Annotated in this window: 25 protein-coding genes; 4 read left to right on the top strand and 21 right to left on the bottom strand. The window is 41.3% G+C overall.

Going from position 1 to position 25,229, the window contains the following annotated elements:
- Positions 1-100: 100 nt before the first annotated feature.
- From mnhG to MHI33_RS17370, 7 genes are read right to left on the bottom strand one after another with little or no spacing between them, the layout of a single operon-like run.
- The gene (gene mnhG, locus MHI33_RS17400; RefSeq protein ID WP_003213369.1) at positions 101-475 is read right to left on the bottom strand and encodes a monovalent cation/H(+) antiporter subunit G; all 375 of its coding nucleotides are present in this window, start codon (positions 473-475) and stop codon (positions 101-103) included.
- Positions 459-740, bottom strand: a complete 282-nt coding sequence (locus tag MHI33_RS17395) for a Na(+)/H(+) antiporter subunit F1 (RefSeq protein ID WP_003213177.1) — start codon at positions 738-740, stop codon at positions 459-461. The genes mnhG and MHI33_RS17395 overlap by 17 nt, the downstream gene beginning before the upstream one ends.
- Complete coding sequence (locus MHI33_RS17390) at positions 740-1,219, bottom strand: Na+/H+ antiporter subunit E (RefSeq protein ID WP_044140819.1); 480 nt, start codon at positions 1,217-1,219, stop codon at positions 740-742. Before MHI33_RS17390 ends, MHI33_RS17395 begins: the two co-directional genes overlap by 1 nt.
- A gap of 6 nt (positions 1,220-1,225) precedes the next feature.
- A complete protein-coding gene (locus tag MHI33_RS17385; RefSeq protein ID WP_034620106.1) occupies positions 1,226-2,704 on the bottom strand; it encodes a Na+/H+ antiporter subunit D in 1,479 nt (492 codons plus the stop codon).
- Positions 2,697-3,038, bottom strand: coding sequence for a Na(+)/H(+) antiporter subunit C (locus tag MHI33_RS17380; protein ID WP_003213576.1), 342 nt, complete (start codon positions 3,036-3,038; stop codon positions 2,697-2,699). The genes MHI33_RS17385 and MHI33_RS17380 overlap by 8 nt, the downstream gene beginning before the upstream one ends.
- Positions 3,038-3,469, bottom strand: a complete 432-nt coding sequence (locus tag MHI33_RS17375; RefSeq protein ID WP_034620105.1) for a Na(+)/H(+) antiporter subunit B — start codon at positions 3,467-3,469, stop codon at positions 3,038-3,040. Before MHI33_RS17375 ends, MHI33_RS17380 begins: the two co-directional genes overlap by 1 nt.
- Complete coding sequence (locus tag MHI33_RS17370) at positions 3,466-5,877, bottom strand: Na+/H+ antiporter subunit A (RefSeq protein ID WP_106067672.1); 2,412 nt, start codon at positions 5,875-5,877, stop codon at positions 3,466-3,468. Before MHI33_RS17370 ends, MHI33_RS17375 begins: the two co-directional genes overlap by 4 nt.
- A gap of 220 nt (positions 5,878-6,097) precedes the next feature.
- Here MHI33_RS17370 and MHI33_RS17365 point away from each other — a divergent pair, with 220 nt between their 5' ends.
- Positions 6,098-6,307, top strand: coding sequence for a hypothetical protein (locus MHI33_RS17365; RefSeq protein WP_012011099.1), 210 nt, complete (start codon positions 6,098-6,100; stop codon positions 6,305-6,307).
- Positions 6,308-6,389: 82 nt separating this feature from the next.
- Here MHI33_RS17365 and MHI33_RS17360 read toward each other — a convergent pair.
- From MHI33_RS17360 to malK, 8 genes are all read right to left on the bottom strand, one after another.
- Positions 6,390-7,540 (bottom strand): IS3 family transposase gene (locus tag MHI33_RS17360; RefSeq protein WP_340911867.1). Its coding sequence is split into 2 segments (ribosomal slippage): positions 6,390-7,267 and positions 7,267-7,540, totalling 1,152 coding nucleotides; the frame shifts between segments, so codons are not numbered across the junction.
- Positions 7,541-7,667: 127 nt separating this feature from the next.
- Entirely contained in the window at positions 7,668-9,005 is a 1,338-nt protein-coding gene (locus tag MHI33_RS17355) for a 2-hydroxycarboxylate transporter family protein (protein WP_003213451.1), read from the bottom strand.
- Positions 9,006-9,180: 175 nt separating this feature from the next.
- Entirely contained in the window at positions 9,181-10,140 is a 960-nt protein-coding gene (locus MHI33_RS17350; RefSeq protein ID WP_003213713.1) for an ABC transporter permease, read from the bottom strand.
- The gene (locus tag MHI33_RS17345) at positions 10,141-11,187 is read right to left on the bottom strand and encodes an ABC transporter permease (RefSeq protein WP_065099073.1); all 1,047 of its coding nucleotides are present in this window, start codon (positions 11,185-11,187) and stop codon (positions 10,141-10,143) included.
- A complete protein-coding gene (locus tag MHI33_RS17340) occupies positions 11,180-12,715 on the bottom strand; it encodes an ABC transporter ATP-binding protein (RefSeq protein WP_065099072.1) in 1,536 nt (511 codons plus the stop codon). Before MHI33_RS17340 ends, MHI33_RS17345 begins: the two co-directional genes overlap by 8 nt.
- 159 nt (positions 12,716-12,874) lie before the next feature.
- Positions 12,875-13,957 carry a BMP family lipoprotein gene (locus MHI33_RS17335; RefSeq protein WP_065099071.1) on the bottom strand — a complete coding sequence of 361 codons (1,083 nt, stop codon included), beginning with the start codon at positions 13,955-13,957 and terminating at the stop codon, positions 12,875-12,877.
- Positions 13,958-14,351: 394 nt separating this feature from the next.
- Positions 14,352-15,059, bottom strand: coding sequence for a response regulator (locus tag MHI33_RS17330; RefSeq protein ID WP_044140812.1), 708 nt, complete (start codon positions 15,057-15,059; stop codon positions 14,352-14,354).
- Entirely contained in the window at positions 15,052-16,650 is a 1,599-nt protein-coding gene (gene malK, locus MHI33_RS17325; protein WP_044140811.1) for a malate sensor histidine kinase MalK, read from the bottom strand. Before malK ends, MHI33_RS17330 begins: the two co-directional genes overlap by 8 nt.
- 185 nt (positions 16,651-16,835) lie before the next feature.
- Between malK and MHI33_RS17320 the strand changes: the two genes are divergently transcribed.
- On the top strand, positions 16,836-17,393 hold the full coding sequence (locus MHI33_RS17320) for a YufK family protein (protein WP_044140810.1): 558 nt from the start codon (positions 16,836-16,838) through the stop codon (positions 17,391-17,393).
- A gap of 42 nt (positions 17,394-17,435) precedes the next feature.
- On the opposite strand, the gene MHI33_RS17315 is transcribed toward MHI33_RS17320, so the two are convergent.
- From MHI33_RS17315 to MHI33_RS17305, 3 genes are all read right to left on the bottom strand, one after another.
- Positions 17,436-17,846, bottom strand: a complete 411-nt coding sequence (locus tag MHI33_RS17315) for a thiol-disulfide oxidoreductase DCC family protein (RefSeq protein WP_106067615.1) — start codon at positions 17,844-17,846, stop codon at positions 17,436-17,438.
- 18 nt (positions 17,847-17,864) lie between these two features.
- Positions 17,865-19,766 carry a transglycosylase domain-containing protein gene (locus MHI33_RS17310; protein WP_044140808.1) on the bottom strand — a complete coding sequence of 634 codons (1,902 nt, stop codon included), beginning with the start codon at positions 19,764-19,766 and terminating at the stop codon, positions 17,865-17,867.
- Positions 19,767-19,874: 108 nt separating this feature from the next.
- Positions 19,875-21,053 (bottom strand): MFS transporter, encoded by a 1,179-nt coding sequence (locus MHI33_RS17305; RefSeq protein ID WP_044140807.1) that lies wholly within the window; start codon positions 21,051-21,053, stop codon positions 19,875-19,877.
- 218 nt (positions 21,054-21,271) lie between these two features.
- On the opposite strand from MHI33_RS17305, the gene kapD reads away from it, so the two are divergent.
- On the top strand, positions 21,272-21,889 hold the full coding sequence (gene kapD / locus MHI33_RS17300; RefSeq protein ID WP_003213730.1) for a 3'-5' exonuclease KapD: 618 nt from the start codon (positions 21,272-21,274) through the stop codon (positions 21,887-21,889).
- Here kapD and MHI33_RS17295 read toward each other — a convergent pair.
- Positions 21,886-22,278 carry a kinase-associated lipoprotein B gene (locus MHI33_RS17295; RefSeq protein WP_044140805.1) on the bottom strand — a complete coding sequence of 131 codons (393 nt, stop codon included), beginning with the start codon at positions 22,276-22,278 and terminating at the stop codon, positions 21,886-21,888. The two genes, kapD and MHI33_RS17295, sit on opposite strands and share 4 nt — an antisense overlap.
- Positions 22,279-22,368: 90 nt before the next feature.
- On the opposite strand from MHI33_RS17295, the gene MHI33_RS17290 reads away from it, so the two are divergent.
- A complete protein-coding gene (locus MHI33_RS17290) occupies positions 22,369-22,548 on the top strand; it encodes a hypothetical protein (protein WP_044140804.1) in 180 nt (59 codons plus the stop codon).
- On the opposite strand, the gene MHI33_RS17285 is transcribed toward MHI33_RS17290, so the two are convergent.
- Both MHI33_RS17285 and MHI33_RS17280 read right to left on the bottom strand, forming a co-directional pair.
- The gene (locus MHI33_RS17285) at positions 22,549-23,841 is read right to left on the bottom strand and encodes an ATP-binding protein (RefSeq protein ID WP_340912779.1); all 1,293 of its coding nucleotides are present in this window, start codon (positions 23,839-23,841) and stop codon (positions 22,549-22,551) included.
- Between the two features lie 133 nt (positions 23,842-23,974).
- Complete coding sequence (locus MHI33_RS17280; RefSeq protein ID WP_265208429.1) at positions 23,975-25,150, bottom strand: MalY/PatB family protein; 1,176 nt, start codon at positions 25,148-25,150, stop codon at positions 23,975-23,977.
- Between the last annotated feature and the right edge of the window lie 79 nt (positions 25,151-25,229).

Raw genomic sequence — 25,229 nt, 5'->3', positions numbered from 1 at the left:
CCCGGTGCAGCGGAAGCTTTTTTAGGTTGGATTGATTCATAAAAAGGTTTTTCCATAGAAATAAAAGAAAGGACCCCACATGTGAGGTCCTTCTTTCGGTTTATAAGTACGAGTCTTCTTTGCGTTTAATCACGAAGTTACGAAAACCGCCATAATCATCCTGTACACTTCGTTTGTCCATCTTGACCCCCGTATTGTAGGCGGCTCTTCCGATCAAGTGTGCGCCGACTGGAGCTGTTAAAAAGATAAAGACAATCCCAAGTAGGATCTTCGCAGAAATAATCCCTGCAAGAAACCATTCGTGAAAGAACACCCCAACTAATATGAGGACAACCCCAAGTGTCGATGCTTTTGATGCAGCATGCATACGTGTATAAACATCCGGCAGGCGAAGAACGCCAATGGCTGAAATGAGACAAAGGATGGCGCCAAGCAGGATAAAGAAAATGACAATAGCTTTAGCGATGACGATCATTTTCAATCACTTCCCCTTTCTCAAGGAATTTGGAAAAAGCGACAGTGCCGATAAAGGCAAGGATACCGAGCAGTAAAATAATTTCAAAGAACGTTGTCGTTTTCAGCAAAATAGAAACGATAGCTGTCATCCCAATTAAATTGATTCCTATCGCATCAAGCGCACTTACACGATCAGGAATAGAGGGCCCTTTGATAACCCGTATCACAAAAAGAAAGGTGGACAGCGCAAGAATGCCAAGTGAAATTTGTAATATGAGCTCCATTACTTACCGCTCACCTCCTGAATCGCTTTTTCAAATGAAACCCGGATATCGTGAATGGCTTTTTCTGCATCTTCAATATCCATCGCGTGAATGTATAAAATGGAACGATCATCAGAAATATCAATGACGAGTGTACCTGGTGTCAATGTAATCATATTAGCCAGTATGGTGATTTCCCAATCCGTTTTCAAATCTGTACGAAAGGCGAAAATACCGGGCTTAATGGTGAGCTTTGGAGATAATACGGTCTTTAATACACTTAAATTGGCAAGAAGCAGCTCCCGAATAAAAATCAATACGAGCTTGAAAATCGCAAACAGGGCATAGCCGTAAAAACGCTGCGGAAAAAACCGCCGAAGCATAAAAATGGCGACCATCCCTAGTACAAAGCCTGATACAAAGTCTGCGGCTCTGTATGTATCATTCATAAACATCCATGTAAAGGCGAGGAGAGCGTTTAGTAATATTTGAAAGGCCATGTTCATCTACTCCTTCAGCACAGCTTGAATATATTTTTCTGGTGTTGAGAGCATTTCCGCTGCTTGATTGATATAAGGGGCAATGAACTCTGTCCCTAACCCAATGGCAAGCGACAAGATCACAAGCAGTACGCCAGGGTACACCATTCCTTTAATCGACGGTTTCCTTCTTCGCATATCTTGATCCTCGCCCCAAAATGCGAGTATGAAGATCCTCATAATCGAATACAGGACAAGAAGGCTGGACATTAAGACAAGGATAGAAAAGGTCATGTGTCCAGCAGAAAATCCACCTTCTACAATCTTTAGCTTTCCAACAAACCCACTCAGAGGAGGAATTCCTGCTAGGGATAAAGCCGAAATGAAAAACATCCACCCTAGTAAAGGCTGAGATTGAATCAGTCCGCCCATCTTTTTCAAGTGATTGGTGCCAGCATACACAAAGAGTGCACCTGCCAGCATAAATAAAGCGCCTTTAATCACCATGTCATGAATGAGATAATAAATGGCCCCTTGGAGTGAGGCGGGTGTATTGGCTGCAATCCCAAACAAAATGACCCCAACTGCTGTGACAATGTTATAGATGACGATCTTTTGCACATCAGAATAGGCAATAGAGCCAATCACACCGAATATCACCGTAAGTGCGGCAAACCAAGCCATGAGTGTATGTGTAAACCCTGTATCATGTATAAAAATTAACGTAAAAACTCTGGCAATCGCATATAAGCCAACCTTTGTCAGCAGTGCACCAAATAGAGCAGAAATAGCCGCTGGCGGTGCATGATATGATCCTGGCAGCCAGAAATAAAGCGGGAAGATCCCAGCTTTTAAACCAAATACAATGAGAAACAGAATAGAAATGACAGTGATTAATCCTGTTTGCCCTGATTCAGCTATTTTCACGCTTAAATCAGCCATATTCAAAGTGCCCGTGACTGCATATAAGCAAGCGACACCGACGATAAATAAAGCCGATGAGATGATATTAAACACAATGTATTTGAGTGATTCTCGAAGCTGCGGTTTTGATCCGCCCAGTACAATGAGCATGTATGATGCCATCAGCAGCAGTTCAAAGAATACAAACAGGTTAAAAATATCGCCTGTTAAAAAGGCCCCACTTACGCCAGCTAACAAAAATTGTACGCCAGAGTAATAGAAAAGCCGCTCCTTTTCCTTCCCAATTGTTTGAAAGGAGAATAGAACTGTCACTAGCCCAACAACGGAAGCGGTGAGCACAAGGAGCGCAGCAAACTGATCGGCCACAAGGGCAATCCCAAATGGTGCTTTCCAGCCTCCTAAATAGAGAGTTTGAATCCCATTAGTAAAGATGGTTTGGACTAAATACACATTACAGACAATGGCTAAGAGCGAAGCAAACACACTAAAGCCTCTCGACAGCATGATGTTCTTATTCATAAAGATCAATAGTGTAGCAGCTAATAATGGAATTAAAATTGGCAGGATCACGAGATTATTCATGCTGATCATTTCCTCTCATTTGATCCATGTCATCTGTTCGCAGCTCTTGGAAGGCACGGAAGGCCATGACAAGTAAAAAGGATGTCACACCAAAAGCAATGACAATGGCTGTTAAAATTAATGCTTGTGGTAATGGATCTACATAGGATGTGAGCCCCTCTTTTAAAATAGGTGGAGCTCCTTTTTTTAAGCCGCCCATTGTCAAAAGAAGCAAATGGACGCCGTGGCTCAAAACAGCAGTACCGACGATGACCCGTAGAAGGCTTTTTGAAAGCATTAAATAGGTCGCCGCCATAAAAATAATACCGACGATTATAGACATTAGAAATTCCATTATTCCTTCTCTCCAATCGTTTGAATAATGGTCATGGTGACACCGACAACAACTAAATATACACCGATATCAAACAGTACGGCTGTCGCCAGTTCTGTTTTCCCTAAAAACGGCAGTTGAAAATAATCAAATGCATGGGATAGAAAAGGTGCACCGAATAGAAAGGATCCCATACCCGTCAGGATCGCGACGAGCAGCCCGGTCGCTGCAACATAAATAAAGTTAAAGGGCAGAATACGTCTCACTGTTTTCAGATCGTAGGCTAAGAGCAGAAGGACGACAGCACTGGCACTCATCAGGCCGCCAATGAACCCCCCGCCAGGATTGTTATGTCCCGCAAGAAATAAGTGAAGGGAAAAAAGCAAGATGATGAATGCTGTGATTTTTGTTGTGACTTGTAAGAGCATATCATTCGTATCAATCTTCCTCATCGCCGCACGCCTCTCTTCCGTTTTCCTTGTGCCTGTGCCTTTAATAATCCATAAATACCGAGTGCCGCAATGGCAAGTACGGTAATTTCAAAGAGTGTATCAAAGCCCCTGAAATCTACAAGAATGACATTGACAATGTTGTCGCCGCCAGCAAGTTTATAGCTGTTTTCAATAAAGTAAGTTGAAATGGACTCAAGTGACTGCTGACTTGTGGAAGCAAAAGCAAGACAAGTGACAGTGAGACCAACACCTATTGAAATGATCAAATTGGTTAATTTGAATTTTCTCGTTTTTTGCTTCAAGCTTAGCTTCGGCAAATGATAGAAGCAAAGTAAAAACAGTGCGACAGAAATCGTTTCAATAATCAGCTGTGTCAGGGCAAGGTCAGGTGCCCTGAAAATCACGAAGAATAATGACAGCGTGTATCCCATGACACCTAGAGCAATAATGGCAGTTAAGCGTGAGCGGGCGAATACGGTCGTGACCGTCGCCGCCACCATCACAAGTGAAAGAATGGCTTCATACGTGCCAATTGGCGCAGCTTTTTCTGTTTCAAATGAGAAAGCTTGCTGATAGAACATCACGCTGCCAAGTACAATAATCATGAACCCAAACACATAGACAAGGTAATCACGAAGGAAACCGGTCATATAACTGTTTGTCAGGCGGTATGAACCTTTTTCTAAACCGATTAGAGAACGATCGTATAACGTGTTAAATGACCATTTTTCCTTAAATATATTGTACATTGGACGCCATTTTGACAACGTTAAATAGCCGATTGTACCAAGTACAACAACACCTATCGTCATATAGAGCTCTGGTTGGAAACCGTGCCACGCTTCAATTTTTACTGCAAAACGGCTTCCTGTTTCAATGGCTTCCGGGATGATCGCAGCAATCGCGGGTTCAATGACCGAGTAGGCAAGAATATTAGGGAAAAAGAAGAAAGTGACCACAAGTGCAGCGAGAATGATTGGCGGAATGAGCATGCCAATCGGTGCTTCATGCGGTTTTTTCTCTAATTGGTCTACATTCAGACGACCTCTAAATGTTTTAAAGAGAAGCATCATACTGTAAATGAACGTAAAGACACTAGCGAGCCAAGCAATTGCTGGAAAAATAGCGCCCCATGTCGAAATATCTGTAAAGTTGATCTCAGAAATACGTAACATACTTGTGAAAAACAGCTCTTTACTTAAGAAGCCGTTAAATGGCGGTAGTCCAGCCATTGAAAATGTACCGATTAGCGTAATCGTAAAGGTAATCGGCATGATGGTCATTAAACCACCTAATTTCCGAATGTCACGAGTACCTGTTTCGTGATCGATAATACCTGCTGCCATAAAGAGACTGCCTTTAAACGTAGCATGGTTAATGAGGTGAAAAATAGCAGCAAGAACGGCTGCGCCAAAAAAGGCAGGGTTGTTTTCATGAATCGCAGCTGCGCCGACGCCAAGCATGAGCATAATCATGCCGAGCTGACTAACTGTCGAGTAGGCCAGAATGGCTTTCAAATCATTTTGCCGGACGGCATGGAATGATCCCCAGAATAATGTGATAAGTCCGACAATGGATATGGTCCAGAACCACACCTCTGATATAGCAAAGATCGGACTGAAGCGGGCAACAAGATAAATACCGGCTTTCACCATCGTAGCAGAATGCAGATAACTGCTCACAGGGGTAGGTGCTTCCATTGCATCAGGCAGCCAGATATAGAATGGGAATTGCGCTGATTTCGTAAAGGCACCTAGTAAGATCAGGATCATGGCAGGGATAAAGTAAGGTGATGCCATAATGAGCTGAAGCTGATTGACTGCTTCACGAATACTGAATGAATCAGTGATCAGGTAGATGAGGATGAAGCCACCAAGCATAGCTAATCCGCCAAAAACAGTAATAAGCAGTGATTTGGTTGCACCATATCTAGAGCGCTCCCGCTTATACCAATACCCAATTAAGAGGAAGGAAGAAATACTCGTTAGCTCCCAAAACAAGTACAGAACCACCATATTGTCAGAGAGAACCACACCAAGCATAGCGGTCATAAACATTAACAAATACGTATAGAAAGAGCCAAGCTGTTCTTTTTCTTTTGATAAGTAGAAAATACTGTACAAGACCACAAGTGCGCCAATACCTGTAATTAATAATGCAAATAACAGGCTAAGGCCATCGACATATACAGTAAAATTCATCCCTAAAGATGGAATCCATTCAGCTTGTGAGAAAAGCGTTCGTCCATTCGAGGTAATGTGTAACATTTGGACAAAATAGCTAAATAATAGAATAGGCAAGATAAGAACAAACCACCCTGTATGTATACGCTTTACGTATTTAAAAAGAAAAGGCACAACAAACGCAAGCAAAAAAGGCGATAGGATGGCGAAGTGAATAAGCTGCAAGAATATAAACCTCCTTCAATCAATATAAATTTCACGTTCTAAAGAACTGGTAAATAAAATTATAGCGTAAATACAGACATAGTGCATTGGTTTGAACTGAATTACAGCAAATTGTATTTGTTTTGAGTTCTTTTGACCACAAAAAATATTTTATCAAAAATAAAACTCGTTGTATATTGTTTTGTATTTCGTACATGCTTTTCTTAAAGGAGCTGATTACATGAAACTAAAAGCGGGCATCAGCTTAAGCATATTCTGCACGATTTTAGGAGGAGCATTCTTCATAGAACGAAATGATCAAAAAAGGTGGCAGGCGGAAAGTGAATGGCCGTTGTTTTCAGAACATCTTCTCTATATGACCTATCAAGAAGCAAGACAATATCCATTCCAGCCAAGAGAATATATACGAGTAGTTTCTGCTGAAGAATAAACCCTTATAGGATAAAAGAAATATAAAAAAAGCATGTGCCCGGGGACTGACCCCCGTTTTTGAGACAGGGATCAAAACACCTTTATACAGCCAATTGCCGATAGTTTATCGGTGATTGGTTGTTTAGTTTCGTTTGAATACGAATGTTGTTATAATAATAAATGTATTCTTTGACAGTGCGTTCTACGATGCTGGTCGTAGTGCGGTCAATCCTGTTAAGATAGAACGTTTCAGACTTTAGTGAGGAATGAAACGATTCGATGGAGGCATTATCAGCGGGCGTCCCTTTACGGGACATGCTCATGGTAATGCCTTTTATATGAACAGCTTTCTGATACTCGTAAGATGTATACACAGAACCTTGATCGCTATGTAACACGCAATTCTCAGGCAGTGCTGGGAGCTGATTAAGTGTGTTTAAGATAAAGTCTGTGTCCTGCTTATCACCAATCGTAAAAGCAATCACTTCTCCATTATATAAATCCAATATACTGGAAAGGTACAATTGTTTCTGTCCATAAGGCAAATACGTGATGTCCGTTACTAGTTTTTCAAGAGGGCGATCAGACTGAAAGTTCCGATCCAGTATGTTATCGGCCACGGCATAGGGCTGCCCATTCTTCTTACGCTTTTTCATTTTAACCCGGCATTGCCACTGGTTTTTCTGCATGATGCGTTGAACAGTTTTATGGTTAATACGCATTCTCCTTTTTAGTATGGCTGTGATTTTTCGATAACCATATCGATATTTGTGCTTTCGGCACAACGTGCCGACCTGTTTCTCTAGTTGTCTTTTAGAATGATTCTGAGTCAGATCCTTTTTCCATCTATAATACGAAGTACGTAAGATGCCTAAATGGACACAGATGTCCTGTACCGTCATCGTTTTGCACAATTCTTCTACCAGTTTGATTGACGTTTCCTTATCAACTTCCTTTCCAATTCGTTGTACTTTTTTAAAACTTCATTCTGTTGACTCAAATAGCGATTTTCTGCCTGCAGTCTCTCTAATTCGGAAGAGTACTCGGGACCCTTTCCATAGGTATATTGTTTTCCAACAGGCTGTTCGAACCGGTGTGTATCCCCAGCTTTATGCCACCTCACCCATGTCTGAACCTGCGTCTTATTCTTGATATTCAATTTCTGCATGATCTCTTTCATAGGTACGCCTGCCAATCTCATTTCTACAGCCTTCTGTTTGACTTCAACCGGATAACTCACTCTTGTCCCCATAGAAAAAACACCTCCATGTTTTATTTCGGATCACAACGATCCATTTTCAAACTTGAAGGTGTTTTTTATTTGTCTCATCTTATGGGGTCAGTTCCCCGTAATAGAGCCCATGCTTTTTATTGTTTGATTAAGTAAACATTCTAAGTAAGATTGTTGCGCAGATCACAGTTGCTGCTCCGCCAAGACGTGTAGATACTTGTGCGAAAGGCATGAGACCCATTCTTCCAGAAGCTGAAAGGATCGCAACGTCACCAGTACCGCCAAGTCCGCTGTGACAGCCTGTCACAATCGCAGATTCTACTGGGTACATGTTCATCAATTTCCCAACGAAATAACCAGAACCCACCATTCCAAGAACGACAGCGATACATACACAAACGAATGGAATAGAAATCACTGTTGCTACATCATCAAGTGGAATGTATAGAATCCCTAGACCGACCATAAGTGGCCATGTAAAGCTTCTTGATACAAACTTGTAGAACTGCTGTGAGCCATCTTGCAGATGCTGAGGCATCACGTTTAAGTATTTGATTAAAGCGGCAAGGACAATCATTAAGATTGGACCAGGAATATGAACAAAGCTTTCTAACAAACCACCAAAAATGAACGTTGTACAAGCAACGAGTACACCAGCACCCATTAAACCAAAATCAACTTTTGGATCCATATCAGGCTGTTCAAAAATTTCATTTGCCTCTTTAGACTTTACAAGACGACCATTTCCGTTTAGTTCAGGACGTTTTTCACCAAGCTTCTTCATTGCGCCAGCACAGATAATGGCAATGACGTTCCCAATGACGGCAGCAGGAATTAATTGAGAGATTAATGACTCTGCTGATACACCAAGAATTTGTGAATAAGCAATAGATAATGGCAAAATCCCTTCTCCAACACCACCGGCAATAATCGGAACAATAATAAAGAAGAACGAATGATGCGGTGTGTAACCAACTAAAAGACCAACAAGAATTCCGGCAGTCACAGCTGCAATTGTACCTGCAACAAGAGGAACAAACATACGAATAAGGCCTTGTACTAAAACAGTTCGCTGCATCCCAAGAATACTACCTACTACAAGAGCAGAAATATAGAAGTAAAGGAAGTTCGACGTCTTCATAAGAGACGTAACCGCTTCCAACGAGTTCGGATTCAGAACATGAAAAAAGACCAGGAACGATGGTACGAATAAAGAAAGAATCGCCGGTCCACCAATATCTTTTAATATCGGAATACGTTGTCCTATATCTCCAAGGAAAATCCCCAAAATCATAATAACAGCGAAACCACCAAGCATATTTGCTGGAATTTTATTAAAATAAGCGGCAGTTAAAATAATCGCTGCAAGTACTAAATACACAGGTAAGTCAATAACACCAATTTTCCAAGACATGATCTTACGGAAAACGCTTTTATTATTGTCAGAATCGTCTGTAATCGATTTCAATTGTTGTGTATTAGCCACATAAACACCCCCAAATGCTATTTGTCTCAATTGTAGAAGATTCTGTGACACTCATCTATTTATTAAACTAAATTAAGTGTAATAAAAGTAAAATAAACAGGAGTTTTTATGTTTTTATCATACAAAAATCCCCTGAAGGTAGTTTATCCTTCAGGGGATTGATCATACATCGTTATTATCGTTTTCCTTTTAAATAAGGTGTCCCAAGTGCTTTCGGTGCATCTGCTCGGCCGATGAAGCCAGTGAGTGCTAGGATGGTCAGCACATATGGTGCAATGAGCATATACACGTTCGGTATATCTTGGAATAGCGGCAGGAGAGAGCCAATAATGCTTAAACTTTGAGCAAATCCAAAGAATAAAGCAGCGCCCATTGCGCCGAATGGGTGCCATTTACCGAAGACAAGTGCAGCTAGTGCGATGAAGCCTTGTCCAGTAATGGTCGCATGTGAGAAATCAAGTGCGATGGTTGACGCATAAACAGCTCCGCCAAGACCACCAAACAGTCCACTAATAAAGACACCGATATAGCGCATCCGGTACACTTTGATTCCCATTGTATCAGCAGCCATTGGATGTTCTCCGACTGCACGAAGACGAAGACCAAACGGCATTTTAAATAAAACAAACCAAGCTACAACCGCAAGCGCTAATGCGAGTATGGACGTATAATAAACATCTTTAAAGAAGATATCGCCAATTATCGGAATGTCACTTAAAAGGGGAATATCCCCTTTATAGAAAGGCTCTGTAATTTTATCTGTTTGAGCTTTCCCGTAAATGAGTTTCACGACAAACAGCGTAGCGCCAAGTGCCAGCATATTAATGGCAACACCACTGACCGTTTGATCTGCACGGAATGTAATGGTCGCAACTGCATGAATCAGAGAGAACAATCCGCCAATCGCCATTCCGACGAGGAGCCCAAGCCACGGGGTCAAGGCGCCAAATGTATCAGCAAAAAACAAGTTAAAGATAATACTGGAAAATGCTCCGACGACCATCAAACCTTCAAGACCGATATTCACAACACCTGATCTTTCTGAAAAGACGCCTCCAAGAGCGGTTAAAATAAGTGGTGCAGCATAGACAAGTGTTGCTGGGACGATGATTTCAAGAATTTGCAGAAATCCCACTTATTTTCCCCCCTTTTTCTTCATTTGGTTCATCACAAGACGGATAATATAGCTTGAGGCGACGAAAAGAATAATGATCGCAATGACAATATCAACGACCTCAGTCGGTACGCCAGATTCAAGTGGCATATTTAAAGCGCCGACCTTCAATCCACCAAGCAATAATGCGGCTAATACGACACCAATGGCTGTGTTACCGCCTAATAAAGCAACAGCGATTCCATCAAAACCGACGCCAGTGAAGGCATCTTTTATTGAAGCATATTCGAAGGTTCCTAATCCCTCCATTGCCCCTGCTAAACCTGCAAAAGCACCAGAAATTAGCATTGAATATATAATATTTTTTCTCACATTCATTCCTGCATATTGGGAGGCGTGTGGATTCATACCAACAGCTCGCAATTCAAAACCTTTAGAGGTTTTTTGGATAATGATCCACATAATAACGGCAGATATAATAGCTACAATAATTCCGTTATGCATGCTTGAGAAATCAGTTATTTTTTCAAAAAAGTCAGAGTGCAAAGAGGCTGTGGATTTGATATTATCTGTTTTATCTTTATGATCTGTAAGAACATTTGTAATAATAAAATTTGTCACATGAAGGGCAATATAGTTCATCATAATGGTGACGATCACTTCATGAACATAAAAACGAGCTTTTAAAAAACCAGGAATAAAGCCCCATAATGCACCAGCAGCAGCTGCAGTGATGAGTGCAAGCGGCAGATGAATATACATAGGTGCATTGACAGTTGTTCCGATCCAAACAGCAGCTATCCATCCAATGAGCATTTGACCTTCTACACCGATATTAAATAGGCCTGTCCGAAATGCAAAGGCAACCGCAAGACCTGATAAAATATAAGGTGTCACTTGCCTGATGGTTTCTCCCATATAATAGGTTTCCCCGAAAACGCCATTCCAAAGGGCGCTATATCCTTCAATGACACTATAACCGCTTGCCAGCATAATAATGGCCCCAACTAAAAGGCCAAGTACAATGGCTATAAGCGGAATCAGCAGATTTGTTAAGCGATTAGACATTTGCTTCTTTCCCCACTTCCTGTTGCGTACTTCCAGCCATTAATAGACCAAGTTCTTGCTCTGTTGTTTCTTTTGGATCAACGATAGCAATAATGCTGCCTTCAAAAATAACAGCAATTTTATCACTGACATTCATAATTTCATCAAGCTCGAATGAGATGAGCAGGACGGCTTTGCCTTTGTCCCTTTGCTCAATGAGGCGCTTATGAACAAATTCAATCGCACCAACATCAAGTCCACGTGTCGGCTGAGCGGCAATTAATAAATCAGGATTGCGGTCAACTTCACGGCCAATAATGGCTTTTTGCTGATTCCCGCCTGACAGGGCGCGCGCCTCTGTGTATTCACTCGGTGTTCTGACGTCATACTCGGCAATGATTCGCTTTGCCTTTTCATAAATATTTTTCATATTCATCAAGCCAAATTTTGAGTATGGACGCTGATAATACGTTTGTAAGGAAATATTTTCTCCTATTGAAAAATCAAGCACGAGTCCGTGTTTATGACGGTCTTGAGGAATATGTCCAATTCCAGATTCGGTCACCTTACGAGGCGGAAGATTTTGAATGGCTTTCCCGTTCAGCATGATCGTGCCAGATTCTGATTTTTTTAGACCAGTAATGGCTTCAATTAATTCAGATTGACCATTGCCATCGACTCCAGCAATACCGACAATTTCTCCAGCCTTTACTGAGAGGTTGAGATGTTTGACTGCTTCAATTCCTCGCGCGTCTTTTACCGTAAGGTCTTGAATGTGAAGTACTTCCTCAGCAGGAGAGGCTTCTTTTTTGTCTGTCTTAAATGAAACTTCACGACCGACCATGAGGCTTGCAAGCTCATCTTTGTTTGTGCTTTCCACATCAAGTGTACGAATGCCCTGGCCTTTTCGAATAATGGTGACGCGGTGACAGGCATCCATAATTTCTTTCAGTTTATGCGTAATTAAAATAATGGATTTGCCTTCATTAATTAAGTTTTTCATAATTTGTATGAGTTCTTTAATCTCTTGAGGTGTTAAGACGGCTGTTGGTTCGTCGAAGATCAAAATATCAGCGCCGCGATAAAGTGTTTTTAAAATTTCTGCACGCTGCTGCATGCCGACAGAGATGTCAGATACTTTTGCGGCAGGGTCTATTTTTAAGCCATAGCGGTCAGAAAGCTCTTGTACTTGCTGTATGGCTTGTTCTTTGTCGATCTTTCCAAATTTCTTGGGCTCTTTTCCTAAGATAATGTTTTCAGCGACGGTGAAGGTATCGACAAGCATAAAGTGTTGATGCACCATACCGATGCCTAAATCACTTGCATCATTCGGGCTAGAGATGGACACAGGTTTTCCATGAACCTTGAGTTCACCTTTTTCAGGCTGGTAAAGACCGAAAAGCACGTTCATGAGCGTTGATTTTCCAGCGCCGTTTTCACCAAGCAGCGCATGAATTTCGCCCTTTTTTAGCTGCAGCGTAATGTTGTCGTTTGCTACAATGCCAGGGAATTCTTTGCGTATATTCAACATTTCAATGACATAATCCACAGGTTTAACCGCTCCTTTTTTAGGGTGCTGATGAAGATAAAAACTAGCAAAAGAAAAGCTGCAAAACGAGGCTGCAGCTTTTCTTTTACCACCTTTTACGAATAAAGAGGAGGTAAAGGAGAGGCAAGGGGATAAGACGCGCTTATCCCGATGCTCAAATTAAGCTTTAAAATCTTTTAGTTCATCACGTGTTGCAGGGATTTTCACTTCGCCCTTGATGATTTTTTGTTTCCATTCTTCAATTTTCTTTAACACATCTTTATTAAGGTTGTCCTGAGATGGAGAGATGTCAACGCCGCCTTCTTTCAGACCGTATGTGATCACTTGACCGCCAGGGAATTTACCTTCTTTTGCTTTTGTTGTTAAGTCTTGTACTGCTGTGTCAACTTTTTTAATCATAGAAGTAAGGGTGACACTTTGTTTTGTTCCAGGTACTTTTCCTTCGTCATACTGATCTTTATCAACACCGATGACCCAGACATTTCGATTTGGATCTGCCTTTTTTAAATTAGTTGCTTCTGTGAAGACACCATTTCCAGTGCCGCCAGCAGCATGATAGATGATGTCGACGCCAGATTTGTACATGCTTTCAGCTGTTGCTTTTCCGATGTCAGCTTTATCGAATGCACCAGCATATTTCACTTCAACTTTTGCTTTCGGATTAGCTGCTTCAACGCCTGCACGGAAACCAACTTCGAATTTTCTGACTAATTCAGAGTCAACTCCGCCGACAAAACCAATTTTGTTCGATTTTGTTGTAAGAGCAGCCGCAACACCCACAAGGAAGGATCCTTCGTTTTCGTTAAACATTATGCTTGCTACATTGTCTTTTTTTACAACTGCATCAACGATAGCAAAGTGGTTTTTCTTACGTTGATCGGCTATTTTTGAAATGGCGCTCTCCATTTTATAACCGATACCATAAATGAGGTTGAATTTTTGCCTGACAAGTGTATTTAAATTTGTTGGATAATCTGCATCGGTTTTGGATAGTAGATAATCAAAGCCGTTTTTACCTTTTTTTAGATTGTTGTCTTTTCCAAATGCTTGTAAACCTTCCCAAGCTGATTGGTTAAACGATTTGTCATCGACACCACCGACATCAGTTACCATTGCAACAGTGAATTGATCTTTATCTTTTTTGCTTTCACCGCTGTTTGAGCCAGAGTTGCCGCATGCTCCAAGGATGGTTCCTGCTGCTACGACTAAGGACAATGCTAGTCCAATTTTGCGCTTCTTCAAAACATAACCCCCTATAAAATTTAAAAGTTTCAGAAAAGTCTCGCGAAAAAAGGCCGACCTACCTCTTCTCACCCTTCTGAATAGGGTATTTTATCCTGCTTTCTTCTGAAACTTATGGAGGGCAGGAGAGAAGGTGTAAGACATCAGACTTATATCTCGTTGAACTAATCAATCATAATTTATCATTTCCAATCGAATAAATAAATAGAAATTTGTTTTATTTTTAAAAAAATGTTAAAAGGCTAAATTCGATGTCTTTTTATGTGCTGAAATATGATATAATGCCGCTTTTGTGATGTGATCTACTACAGTGGAACCGCTGATATCAAGGGGTTTGTCACATCGTGTTCCATAAAAAAACATCTGGCCTCTGTTTAAGGTCAGATGTGTCAAATTATAGATATTGCTGAATTAAATTCATATTTGTTGTACTGAGTTTATATTGGAAAACAGGGCGTCCAATTGTCCCGTATGCCATTTCAACATCAACTACTTCGATGTCCTCAAGGAATTTCAAGTATTTTCTAATAGAGACTTGAGAGATTTCTGTATGATTCGCTAGGTCTTCGGTCGTGAAAGCCTGATGACCGAATGATTGAATACTTGTCCAGATGAGTTTGAGTGTGCTTTTGGTCAGGCCTTTTGGCAGAAGGACTTTTTCCGTCTCTGCTTTTTTATGAAAGAGCTTCGCATCTAAATCATTTTGCGAGATGCTGTTCATCGTTTGGTACAACGCGTGTTTTCGTTTATATTCTGAGAGCGCTGATTGGAAACGTTCAAATTCAAACGGCTTGATTAAATAATCAACAGCCCCGTTTCGCATCGTTTGCTGGACCACGTCGACTTCATTGGCAGCTGAAATGACAATGACATCAACCGAATGATTTTGTTTGCGAATTTCTGATAATAATGCCAGGCCATTTTGTCCAGGCATATAAATATCGAGCAGTACGAGGTGAATGGCTTCTGTTTTTAAGATGTCCAGTGCCTGCTGAAAAGAGGTGGCAATCCCTTTTAATTCAAAGCCCTCGATTTGGGTCAGGTAGCGTTTGTTCAGCTCCCCAACCATTGGATCATCTTCTACTATTAACACATTAATCATGTGAATCCTCCTTTTGTTTATACGGAATGCGGAGACTAAAGGTCGTTCCTTCTCCTTTTTCACTCGTGACAATCAAATGTCCGTTCAATTTTTTGATGCTTTGGTCAACGAAGTAGAGACCGAATCCTCTGTCTTCGCCTTTAGTTGAAAAGCCTTGATCAAACATGATGTCTTGTTCTTCTTTTGTGAGACCAACACCTGTGTCTGTAATTTCAATATGAAGCTGCTCCTGAACGTATCGGAATGAGATCGAGATGTTTTTCGTCTCAGTATGAGAAACAGCATCGAGTGCGTTATTTAACAGGTTGCCAATGACGGTAATGAGATCATGCGTCACTGCCGGGTCCTCTGAATTTGGGACTTGTGTGCTGCATATGACTTCTAAGGTCGCGCCTTGTTCCCTGATATAGCTTTGTTTTCCTAGTAAAAATCCTGCTAAAACAGAGTTTTTCACATGGTTGATGATTTCATTTGTTTCCGTCTGCTGATAGATCGCAATATCTTTGATATAAGTGCCAAGGTCATCGTAGTTTTTGAGCTGAACCAATCCTAAAATGACATGAAGCTTGTTCATAAATTCATGCGACTGGGCACGGAGGGCATTTGCATACATTTTGACTCCGCTCAGCTGCTCAGCCAAGTGTTTGACTTCTGTTTTGTCACGGAAGGTGGCGATTGCTCCAACGATCTCGCCCTTTACCGTAATCGGGACTTCGTTAAATACGAGCTCCAGTCCGTTCATTCTCACGTCGCGGTCAAGCAGTGGCTTGCGTGTTTCAATGACTTGCTTTAGGCCGCTTGAAGGGAGGAGCACCTGAACATCTTGTTCTCTAGGATCAACCATAATGCCCATATTATGAAAGAGCCGTTTCGCTTCAGCATTGGCGAGCTTGATTTTACCGTGCTGATCGACGGCAAGAATCCCTTCTTTTGTTGATTCTAGCATGGCGCTTCGTTCTTTTAATAATGTAGCAATCTCATCGGGCTCTAGTCCAAACATAATTTTCTTCACTTTTCGTGCCACAATGAGTGCTCCGATGATACCAGAAAGAAGACTGAGCGATATGACGAAGTAGAGTGGGAGTAAGCTTTGGTGAATAATCAAGTCAATTTCCTTTAACGTAATCCCTACTGCCACAGCCCCGAGCTGCTTTCCGTCTTGATCATAAACAGGAACAAAAGCGCGCATGGATCTGCCTAGTGTTCCAGAAGCTGTACTAATATGTTCTTTACCCTGTAATGCTAGTTTTTCATCACCGCCAGCAAACCGCTTCCCGATCTTCTGCGGATTTGGATGGGTTTTGCGAATGCCGTTCATATCCATCACGACAACGAATTCAGTTTTGGTGATTCGCTGAACACTTGTTGTATATTGACGCAGTGCAGAGTATGAATGCTTTTCTAATGATTTCGCCGTGATCGGTGCCTCTGCGACCATTTTGGCAGTGGAGAGGGCGATGTCACGTTCCTGCTGATGAATGTTCTTAGCTGTTTCTGACCAGATCGTAAAGAAAGTGATACAAAGGGAGATCAGGACAACGATACAAACAAAAATCGTCAGCCGTGTTTGCAGTCTTAATGTTTTTTTCACGAGTATACCCCTAACGCACGATTTTTTCGTAATAGTAATACTTTAACGGGAAAATGTAAGTTTGTGAAGGAATGTACGTGCAAAATCACAAATTTGATTTTGCTGCCAGTTTACTTTGAAAGCATCTTGTCAATCCGTTTTAAGTGAGCCATAATAAATGTGAGCTTATGAGAAAGGATCTATTTATGAAAAATACATATTTGACTGGATATTTTCCGCTGATTTCGATTTTACTATTCAGCTCTGCTTTTTCGATTTTCACAGTAGGGATTACGACTGATTTCTTGACTCAAGCAGGTATTTTAAAAGGAATGCTGGAATTCTTCTCGGAACAGGGCATCCGGCTTGCTCTTTTTGCTGCTTTTGCACTTGTTTATTTTATGATTTTATCTGCCTTGAAACTGATTGCAGATACGGTGTTAGAGTTGGCGCTACTCTTTTTCGCGAAAGACCCTGAAGGAGAGAACTTAAAGAAAATTCGGATTGCATCCGTTGTTTATTTATTTGCCAGCTTGCTTGCATTTCTGCTGACGCAGCAGCTGATTCTGCTTGTCGGACTATTTGTTTTAGCAGGTCTTGTCTATTTTATCTGGGTAGTGGTCCGCATTTATCAATCGCTTTCCATGCTAAATTTAATTGGATTTATGATGTTTATTTTGCTGTTTTGGGCCACGTTTTTAATCGGCATTTTGTACTTATTTATTAAGCTTTATAATAGTGTTATGGCAAGTCTTCCTTCATAAACAGACAAAGAAAGCATCCTCCGATAGTGGAGGATGCTTTTTTTATGATAGAAACCGTTTTTGAATATCCGGTGTAGGTATCATACAAGATGTTTTTTGACCGAACCATTTGTAGCGATTTTTCGCTATCCGCTCATAAAACCAATCACGGATAGGGCGCGGAATGGCAAGGAATAAATAACTCCATCTGTAGATCCCTTTTAAATGCCGCGTGGCTTTTAAAATGCCTGTCGACTTCGTATAAAGGGTGCCTTTTTCAATATAAATGAATGAATTAAACTCATCTAGAGGCAAACCGTTTTCTTTTAAAATGCGCTGCCCTGTCTCTGATTGTAATGAAGCAAACATCATTCGCTCATTTGGATCACGTTTAATCACAAACTGAACAGCGCCGCTGCACACGTTGCAGACACCATCAAATAAAATCAAATGGGGTGGATGTGTTGAATGCATTGCAATCAAACCTCCTGTTTATCTGGCGTATTGCATCGTATTCTTCCAAATACGTAAGTGCGGACTTGAGCTGTAAATAGATTCAACCGTTCCTCTATCTCTTCCAACCCATACACCCATTGTATATTGATCTGTCAGTCCAACAAACCAAATGTCTTTGTAGTCATTGGATGTCCCTGTTTTACCACCAATGTAAGGGGAACTGAAATTCGCTTTTTTCCCTGTTCCGCTTTTTACAACGGAGGCAAGCAGTTTACGCATGGTGTCATTTGTCCGCTGAGAATACACTTGCTTCGGTGACTCTTTCCACTTGTAAAGGGTTTTACCGTTTAAGTCTGTCACCTTTGTGATCGAATGATTTTGCGTGTAAGCACCTTGGTTGCCAAAGACGGTATACGCATCTGTTATTTCTAGCGGCGAGAAGCCCTTCGTAAATCCGCCAAGTGCAGAAGGCAGGCGATAATCATCCGCTACGATATGTTCGAATGAGAATTTCTCTAAGTAGCTAAATCCCTTTTTGACACCAACTGTATCCAGCATTCGGATCGCAGGTGTATTGTAAGAGTTCTTAAAGGCTGTTTCAAGTGTGACGGTTCCATACGTTTTATGATTATAGTTCTGCGGACAGTATCCGCTGCTACAAAACTTGCCGGCACTAATTTTGCTTGAAGCTGTTGCACCGGTTTGGTCGATGTAAGGACCATAGTCTAAAAGCGGCTTAATCGCAGAACCAGGCTGTCTTTGCGCTTGATAGGCGTAGTTGAAATCAAACTTTTTATAGTTCTTCCCGCCAGCAAGTGCAACAATTTGATGTGTTTCATGATGAATGACCGCTGATCCGCCTTCTACACCTTGGTAAGGTAGTTGCGCATTGAGCTGATAGACGGCTCGCTGCTGTAAGGAAGGATCAAGTGCCGTATAAATTTTGACACCATCCTGAAGCAGAGCACTAACCTTTTCAGATAATTCTTTTTGAATGGCTTTTTTTGCTCCATCTGTTTTGGCCTTCTTCAAGCGTTTTGTAAAGCCTTCCTGATCTGACACAAGATCGGTAAATTCCTCATTGGCATATGTCACATAGTCAGGGTAAAGGTTTTTCTTTTCACTCAAGGACAGGCTGATTTTTTGTTTGACGGCTTTTTTGTATTGCTTTTTGGTGATGACGCCGTCTTTCTTTAAAATACCTAGCAGTCGTTCTTGGCGTTTCTTTGTGTGTTTGAATTGCTTCAATGGGTCATACAGTGTTGGGTTGTTTGGAATCGCAGAGATAAATGCCATCTGTGCAAGCGTTAAAGAACTAAGCGGCTTATCAAAATAGTAATTAGCCGCAGAACCGACACCGTAAACACCATTACTGAAATAAATCGTATTTAGATAGCTTTCGAGAATTTCATCTTTCGAGAATTTCCGCTCTAATTCATAGGAATAGAGCAGCTCTGTAAACTTTCGGGTGAACGAACGTTCATGGCTTAAATATAAATTACGAGATAATTGCTGTGTGATCGTACTTGCGCCTTGGCTAATGCCATGGTTTTTCACATTTGAGGCAAGGGCACGAACAACTCCCATAAAGTCAATGCCTTTATGGTCATAAAAGTTACGGTCCTCTGAGCGGAGGAACAGCTCCTTCACATGATCAGGAATTTTATCATACGTGACGAACACTCGGTTTTCATCGTTTGATACGATCTCAGAGATGAGAGAACCATCCCGGTCATACATATAACTGTTTTGGGAAAAATCTATCTTTTCCAGCTTGATTTTTTGATCAAGCACTTCGTTCACAGGCTTCACACTTGCAGCTTCTTCCTTTGATAGATAAAAAGTCAGAACAAATAATGGAATGAGGGCAGCAAGTAATAACCAACCAATCATTGCACGAAACATGAGGTCACTCACTTTCTTCAATTTTCTAGCCATATCGTACCATTCTTTTGCGAATACGAGAAGGTTATTTTTAGAAAAGAATGGGCTTGAAGTCTAGTGAATAAGGCTTCTACACAAGAAAAAAGAGTATCTGATGTTGGATCAGACACTCCTTTCTTTTGCCTTGGACTGTGAGCGGACTGCCCATAAAAATAATGCGCCAAATAGAAAAATTCCGGCGGTGACATAAAAGACAGCTGGAATCCCGTAATGACTCGCCACAATGCCGCCAATCACCGGACCGACAACATTCCCAAGAAAGCGGAAGCTGACATTGTATCCAAGCACTTCCCCTTGCATAGAGGCAGGTGCTTTGATCCGAATATATGCCGTCGTACACGGAATAATCCCGCCAAGTGCCATCCCGTATAGAAAGCGGAAAAGTACTAACATCGCATAGGAATCCGCCATTGCTTGCGGGATGAATAAAATAGAGGAGAGGATGAGAAGGGCAAGCAGCACCTTGTCGTGACCAATTCGATCTCCGAGATCTCCCCATTTTCGTGTAAAGAGCAGGTTGCCAAGTCCAGTTGCAGAGAACGCAAGACCTGCATAAAATGCGAGATTAACAGGACCGTGTAAATCATGAATGTATAAAGCCAAAAGTGGCTGAATGCTAAAGTTCCCTACTTGTGTAATAAACGTTAAAAGCATCGTGACGACAAGCAAAGGCTGTTTGAAAATATGAACGAGCACATCCTTCCGTGAGTAAGAAACGCGCCTCGCTTCTTTTGAACGGATGGGATGTTCTTTCACTCCGAAAATAATCACAATTGCTGACGCATAAATGACAGCCGCTGTGAGGAAAAACGTATAAATAAATCCGACGCTGTCTGCCATGAATCCGCCCATTAATGGACCAAACAATCCTCCGGCAACATTACTCATCTGCATCGTACCAAGGGTTTTACCGGCAGTTGCCTTTTCCGTCTGTGCAGAGATGAGTGCCATTGAAGTCGAGATAAAGCCTGTGACAAGCCCCATGAAGAGCCGCAGGGCGAATAGCTGATAAACGGTTTGCACAAGCCCCATTAATAGAATACTTGTTGCAATCCCAATCCCGTTAATGAGCAAAATCTTTTTATAGCCATGCCGGTCTCCAATCCGTCCCCAAATCGGAGAAATCAGAAAGGCCGTTAAAAATGTGACGCCAAAGACATAGCCGCTCCATCTTTGGACAAATTCATTTGAATAACTGCTATCAAGAGATTCTATGTAAAGTGATAAAAAAGGGACGATCATTGTAATGCTGGCAGATACAAAAAAGTTCACAAACCACATGATGTATAAGTTTTTCTTCCTGTTTGTGATAGAGACCACCTTCTTTATTTATTTCGTGTTCCTTAATAATTATAAAGGAAAATAAACGATCTTTCATCTGATGGATAGGTTGGGCATAGTGAATCTGCATTATTTTCAAGAAAATGAAGTGATTTCAAGGTCCGTCTTAATATAATGGTATCAGAATGAAAAACTGACGAAAAAGTGAGGTGAGACTGGTGGAACAGAAGACGGTGCTTGTGGTCGATTTTGAATTTACGATGCCTGATGGAAAGTATCATCCGCAAAATTTTTTTCCTGAAATTATTGAAGCTGGGGTAGTGAAAGCGGCAAGTGAAACGATCATAGACACGTTCTCTAGCTACGTCAAACCGAAAAAGTTCCCGAAGCTGACGAAGCGCTGTAAATCGTTCCTCGGCATTACGCAGCAGGATGTAGAGAGCGGGATTTCCTTTGAGGCATTTATCGAGAAGCTTGTGTCGCTTGATGGGGGAGAGGATTGTGAGATTATTACATGGGGCAATATGGACATGAAAGTGCTGAAGCAAAACTGTATGCTCAATCACATTGCCTTTCCTTTTAAGGGGAAGCTGAGGGACCTTGCCTTTGAATATAAAACTTTTTTTGGTGATCGCACACTGACAGGGCTTCGGAAAGCGGCAAAGGAATACGGCAGTGAAGGAGCTGGTAAGCATCATAAGGCACTAGATGATGCCATGACGACTTATCAGCTGTTAACCCTTTTTGAAAAAGACAGAGCCTATGTGGAAAATCCGCAAACAACCAAAATTGGTGAGCTGATTGATTTCTCACACTTTTTTGATTCGGCTGATTAGCGGGCGTCTTCTGGAAAATAATCTTTTTCGAGAGAAGATAGGCATGCTCTTGATTTTTCAGCCCATTTTGAATCATCCGCATGGAGCGCTTGTTTTAATTTTTCTACAGCTTCTTTTAGTGATACTTGATAATCTGGTATAACGCCATCATAAGGCTTCACCATATGATGAGGGATATTCGTCTGTTCACGATAGGCCAAAGCCCGTCTTTCTTGGAAAAAAGGCACGTCTGCTTCTTTTGGGTGATGCAGGTCGCCTTGAGTGGGATGTGTCAGAACGGCTTTTACTTGAACGAGATAGGCCGATGGTTTCACTGCTGTCACTTCCCCAACGTAAACACCTGTTTTATAAAATCCTTTCACAACTTGTCCAATTTGAATGTCTGTCATGTGAAATTCCTCCATTTCCTTCTCATAGGAAGGTATTTCATTTCTTTTAGCCAATATAGTGAAGTAAACGAGCAAAAGGGGGAATGGCGAATGCTGTCGTTCATCGCACTCTTTCTACTGTATTTTCCTGAAGATAAAAGGGAGTACATCCCAGCGGCAATCACCACGGTGATTTTCTTTATGGCTGCATTTATTTGCTTTCGTCTGATCGTTCGTGCGTCTAAGAAGCAGGAGCGGATAGATGAAAAAAAGACAAAAAAAATGGAGTGATCATTTTCTTCTTGTATCTTCAGGAAACTTCACGGTAACGGTTGTACCAGACTGAAGCGAGCTTTTGAAACGAATGGTGCCATGGTGATTTTCAATGATAGAAAATGTTACGGTCAGCCCAAGTCCAGTCCCTTTATTTTTCAAGGTGTAATAGGGTTCGCCAAGCTTTTTCATTTGGTTTTCTGTCATTCCTACACCGTTATCTACGAAATAAATGCATATTTTATGATTTTCTTTTGAAGCAAAAAGTTCAATTTTCCCTTCGTGTTCTGGGGCTGCTTCAATCGCATTTTTGATTAAATTAATCATGACTTGCTTAATCTTCGTTTCATCACCTTGAATGTATAAGTCTGGTTCAATGGATTGATGAATCGTGACCGATTTGAAATTCGCATAGGATGTCATCAGTGATGCACATTCCTCGAGTAATTTAGATAGGTTGAGAGATTCAATTTGATAATAATTTTGTTTCGCAATGTCAAGATAACTCGTAATAATATCCTGCGCCCTGTCTAACTCGGACAGAACGAGATTTTTATAATCTTTATTGGTTGACGTCTCTTTTGTATTGTCACTAGAAAAGAGCAATTGGATAAAGCCTCTCACCACTGTCAGCGGATTGCGTACTTCATGGGCAACGCTTGCAGCGAGTTCACTTACAATGGTCAGCTTTTCTGATTGGACGAGCTGTGTTCTCATTTGCGCATTTTCTTTCACGAATTCAATGGAATAGATACTTAGCACGAGAAAGAATATGTAGTAAAGAGTTGAGAAAAATAACTCAAGTAACTTCTGCTGCATAATAAAGGCCGGGCTGTATTCCATTATGCTGACCGCAAATAGTCCAATGTAAATAAAGAATCCTTTGGATAAACCGATAAGCACTCCATACATCAGCTTTTTCAGCTTCGGATATTGACGCCATTTCCGGTAGAACAGAAATGGGATGAAAAAGTAAATCGGTACGACAATGAGTCCAACCCATAAAAAAGAGCCATACATCACGAATTTGACCATGGAACTTATCAAGATGGCGACGATCCCAGCTGTGTAGCCTCCGTATAAAATGGCAAGTACAAGAGGGATGGATTGAAGGCCAGTCTGCAAGTCTAAAATCGAACCAACTGGATACATAATACATAGTGCTGAAGAGATGGATGCGAATACTGTGATGAGCAGTTTATTCGTTTTTGGGAAATGAGCAGGGGTCCGGCTTAGCCATAGCGCATGATATAAAAAGATTGGAAATAGAATAAAAGATACATGGAGCAGAAAATCCTTGAACATTTCCATTTAAATGCTCTCCTCGTAAATAATAGTAATTCCTCTCATTATATCATTTCATGTACAAAGTAGATATGATAAAAGGAGGGTTTTTTTCTTTAAAAAGAACACCCGTGAGGATGTTCTTTCGATCATATAGGCCTTATTCAGATGATTGCGTAAACGCTTGTTGAAGGCGTTTCAATCCTTCTTTGACTGTTGAAGCAGGACAGCCGAGATTCATCCGAATAAAGCCGTCTCCTTCGAGTCCGTACACGTGACCAAGCTCTAGGATCACTTTGCCCTTTTTTAGCAAATTGCGTTTCAATTCCGCTTGACTGAATTGATAATCCCGAATGTCTAGCCACAATAAATAAGAAGCATCTGGTTTCATATAACGCATGTTTGGAAGATGTTCGTCCATATAGTCCATTGCCATTTTCATATTGTTTTCGAGATAAAGAACAAGTGCATCAAGCCACTCATCCCCATGGCGGTATGCTGCTTCCATCGCAGGGATCGCAAAAGCATTCAGTTTGGCCAGTCCGTTTCTTTGCATTTCATTGTTGAAAAGGGTTCTTTTTTCTTCATCGGAAATGATAATGGCAGATGCTTGGAGGCCAGCTAAATTAAATGTTTTACTTGGTGCAATGCAAGTCACTGTGATATGTGCTATGTCGTCAGAAAGACTAGCAAATGGTACATGCTGCTTTCCGTATAGCATCAAATCAGAATGAATCTCATCTGAAACGACTGTGACACCGTGCTTGATACAGAGGTCTCCTACTTGCTTTAGTTCCTCTTTTGACCACGCTCTTCCGGACGGATTATGCGGATGACAGAGGAACATGAGCTTCGCTTCAGGTCTGCTTAATTTTTTCTCTAAATCATCAAAATCCATGACATAGCGGTTGTTTTCTATTTTTAAAGGATTGGTTGAGACTGTTCGTCCATTTCGTTCAATCATTTGATAAAAAGGTGTATACACAGGGGACTGTATGACGACTTCGTCACTTGGTTCTGTATAGGCTTGGACTGCAAAACTAAGTGCCGTGACAATCCCAGGTGTGAAGGTGACAGCTTCTGTCTGGATCGACCATCCATGCCTTCTTTTGAGCCATTCAGCTACTGCCTGCTGCGTATCCTGATCTTGAAAAGCATAGCCAAATACACCGTGATCCAATCGCTTTTTTAATGCATCAAGGACGACCTGCGGCGCTTTAAAATCCATATCGGCTACCCACATTGGCAGCGCATCTGTTGTAAGGAATAAAGACTCTGCTTGATCCCATTTCACTGATTTTGAACCTTTACGTATGATCTGTTCGTCGAAATTCATGAAACCCACCTCTAGCCGTTTTTCAACCATTGTTGGTTGTGCTAAAATAAACATCACAAAATTTATTATAAGCGGTGAT

Origin of the sequence: Bacillus sp. FSL K6-2971 (assembly GCF_038006405.1) — a bacterium.
In the GTDB taxonomy this organism is placed as follows: domain Bacteria; phylum Bacillota; class Bacilli; order Bacillales; family Bacillaceae; genus Bacillus; species Bacillus pumilus.
This window is presented reverse-complemented; position numbering and strand designations above follow the sequence as displayed.

Bases quoted from the DNA above. Each gene is read 5' to 3' on its own strand.
- mnhG (WP_003213369.1), bottom strand. From the start codon at position 475: ATGATCGTCATCGCTAAAGCTATTGTCATTTTCTTTATCCTGCTTGGC.
- MHI33_RS17395 (WP_003213177.1), bottom strand. From the start codon at position 740: ATGGAGCTCATATTACAAATTTCACTTGGCATTCTTGCGCTGTCCACC.
- MHI33_RS17390 (WP_044140819.1), bottom strand. From the start codon at position 1,219: ATGGCCTTTCAAATATTACTAAACGCTCTCCTCGCCTTTACATGGATG.
- MHI33_RS17385 (WP_034620106.1), bottom strand. From the start codon at position 2,704: ATGAATAATCTCGTGATCCTGCCAATTTTAATTCCATTATTAGCTGCT.
- MHI33_RS17380 (WP_003213576.1), bottom strand. From the start codon at position 3,038: ATGGAATTTCTAATGTCTATAATCGTCGGTATTATTTTTATGGCGGCG.
- MHI33_RS17375 (WP_034620105.1), bottom strand. From the start codon at position 3,469: ATGAGGAAGATTGATACGAATGATATGCTCTTACAAGTCACAACAAAA.
- MHI33_RS17365 (WP_012011099.1), top strand. From the start codon at position 6,098: ATGAAACTAAAAGCGGGCATCAGCTTAAGCATATTCTGCACGATTTTA.
- MHI33_RS17345 (WP_065099073.1), bottom strand. From the start codon at position 11,187: ATGTCTAATCGCTTAACAAATCTGCTGATTCCGCTTATAGCCATTGTA.
- MHI33_RS17330 (WP_044140812.1), bottom strand. From the start codon at position 15,059: ATGATTAATGTGTTAATAGTAGAAGATGATCCAATGGTTGGGGAGCTG.
- MHI33_RS17320 (WP_044140810.1), top strand. From the start codon at position 16,836: ATGAAAAATACATATTTGACTGGATATTTTCCGCTGATTTCGATTTTA.
- MHI33_RS17315 (WP_106067615.1), bottom strand. From the start codon at position 17,846: ATGCATTCAACACATCCACCCCATTTGATTTTATTTGATGGTGTCTGC.
- MHI33_RS17310 (WP_044140808.1), bottom strand. From the start codon at position 19,766: ATGGCTAGAAAATTGAAGAAAGTGAGTGACCTCATGTTTCGTGCAATG.
- MHI33_RS17305 (WP_044140807.1), bottom strand. From the start codon at position 21,053: ATGTGGTTTGTGAACTTTTTTGTATCTGCCAGCATTACAATGATCGTC.
- MHI33_RS17295 (WP_044140805.1), bottom strand. From the start codon at position 22,278: ATGACAGACATTCAAATTGGACAAGTTGTGAAAGGATTTTATAAAACA.
- MHI33_RS17290 (WP_044140804.1), top strand. From the start codon at position 22,369: ATGCTGTCGTTCATCGCACTCTTTCTACTGTATTTTCCTGAAGATAAA.
- MHI33_RS17285 (WP_340912779.1), bottom strand. From the start codon at position 23,841: ATGGAAATGTTCAAGGATTTTCTGCTCCATGTATCTTTTATTCTATTT.
- MHI33_RS17280 (WP_265208429.1), bottom strand. From the start codon at position 25,150: ATGAATTTCGACGAACAGATCATACGTAAAGGTTCAAAATCAGTGAAA.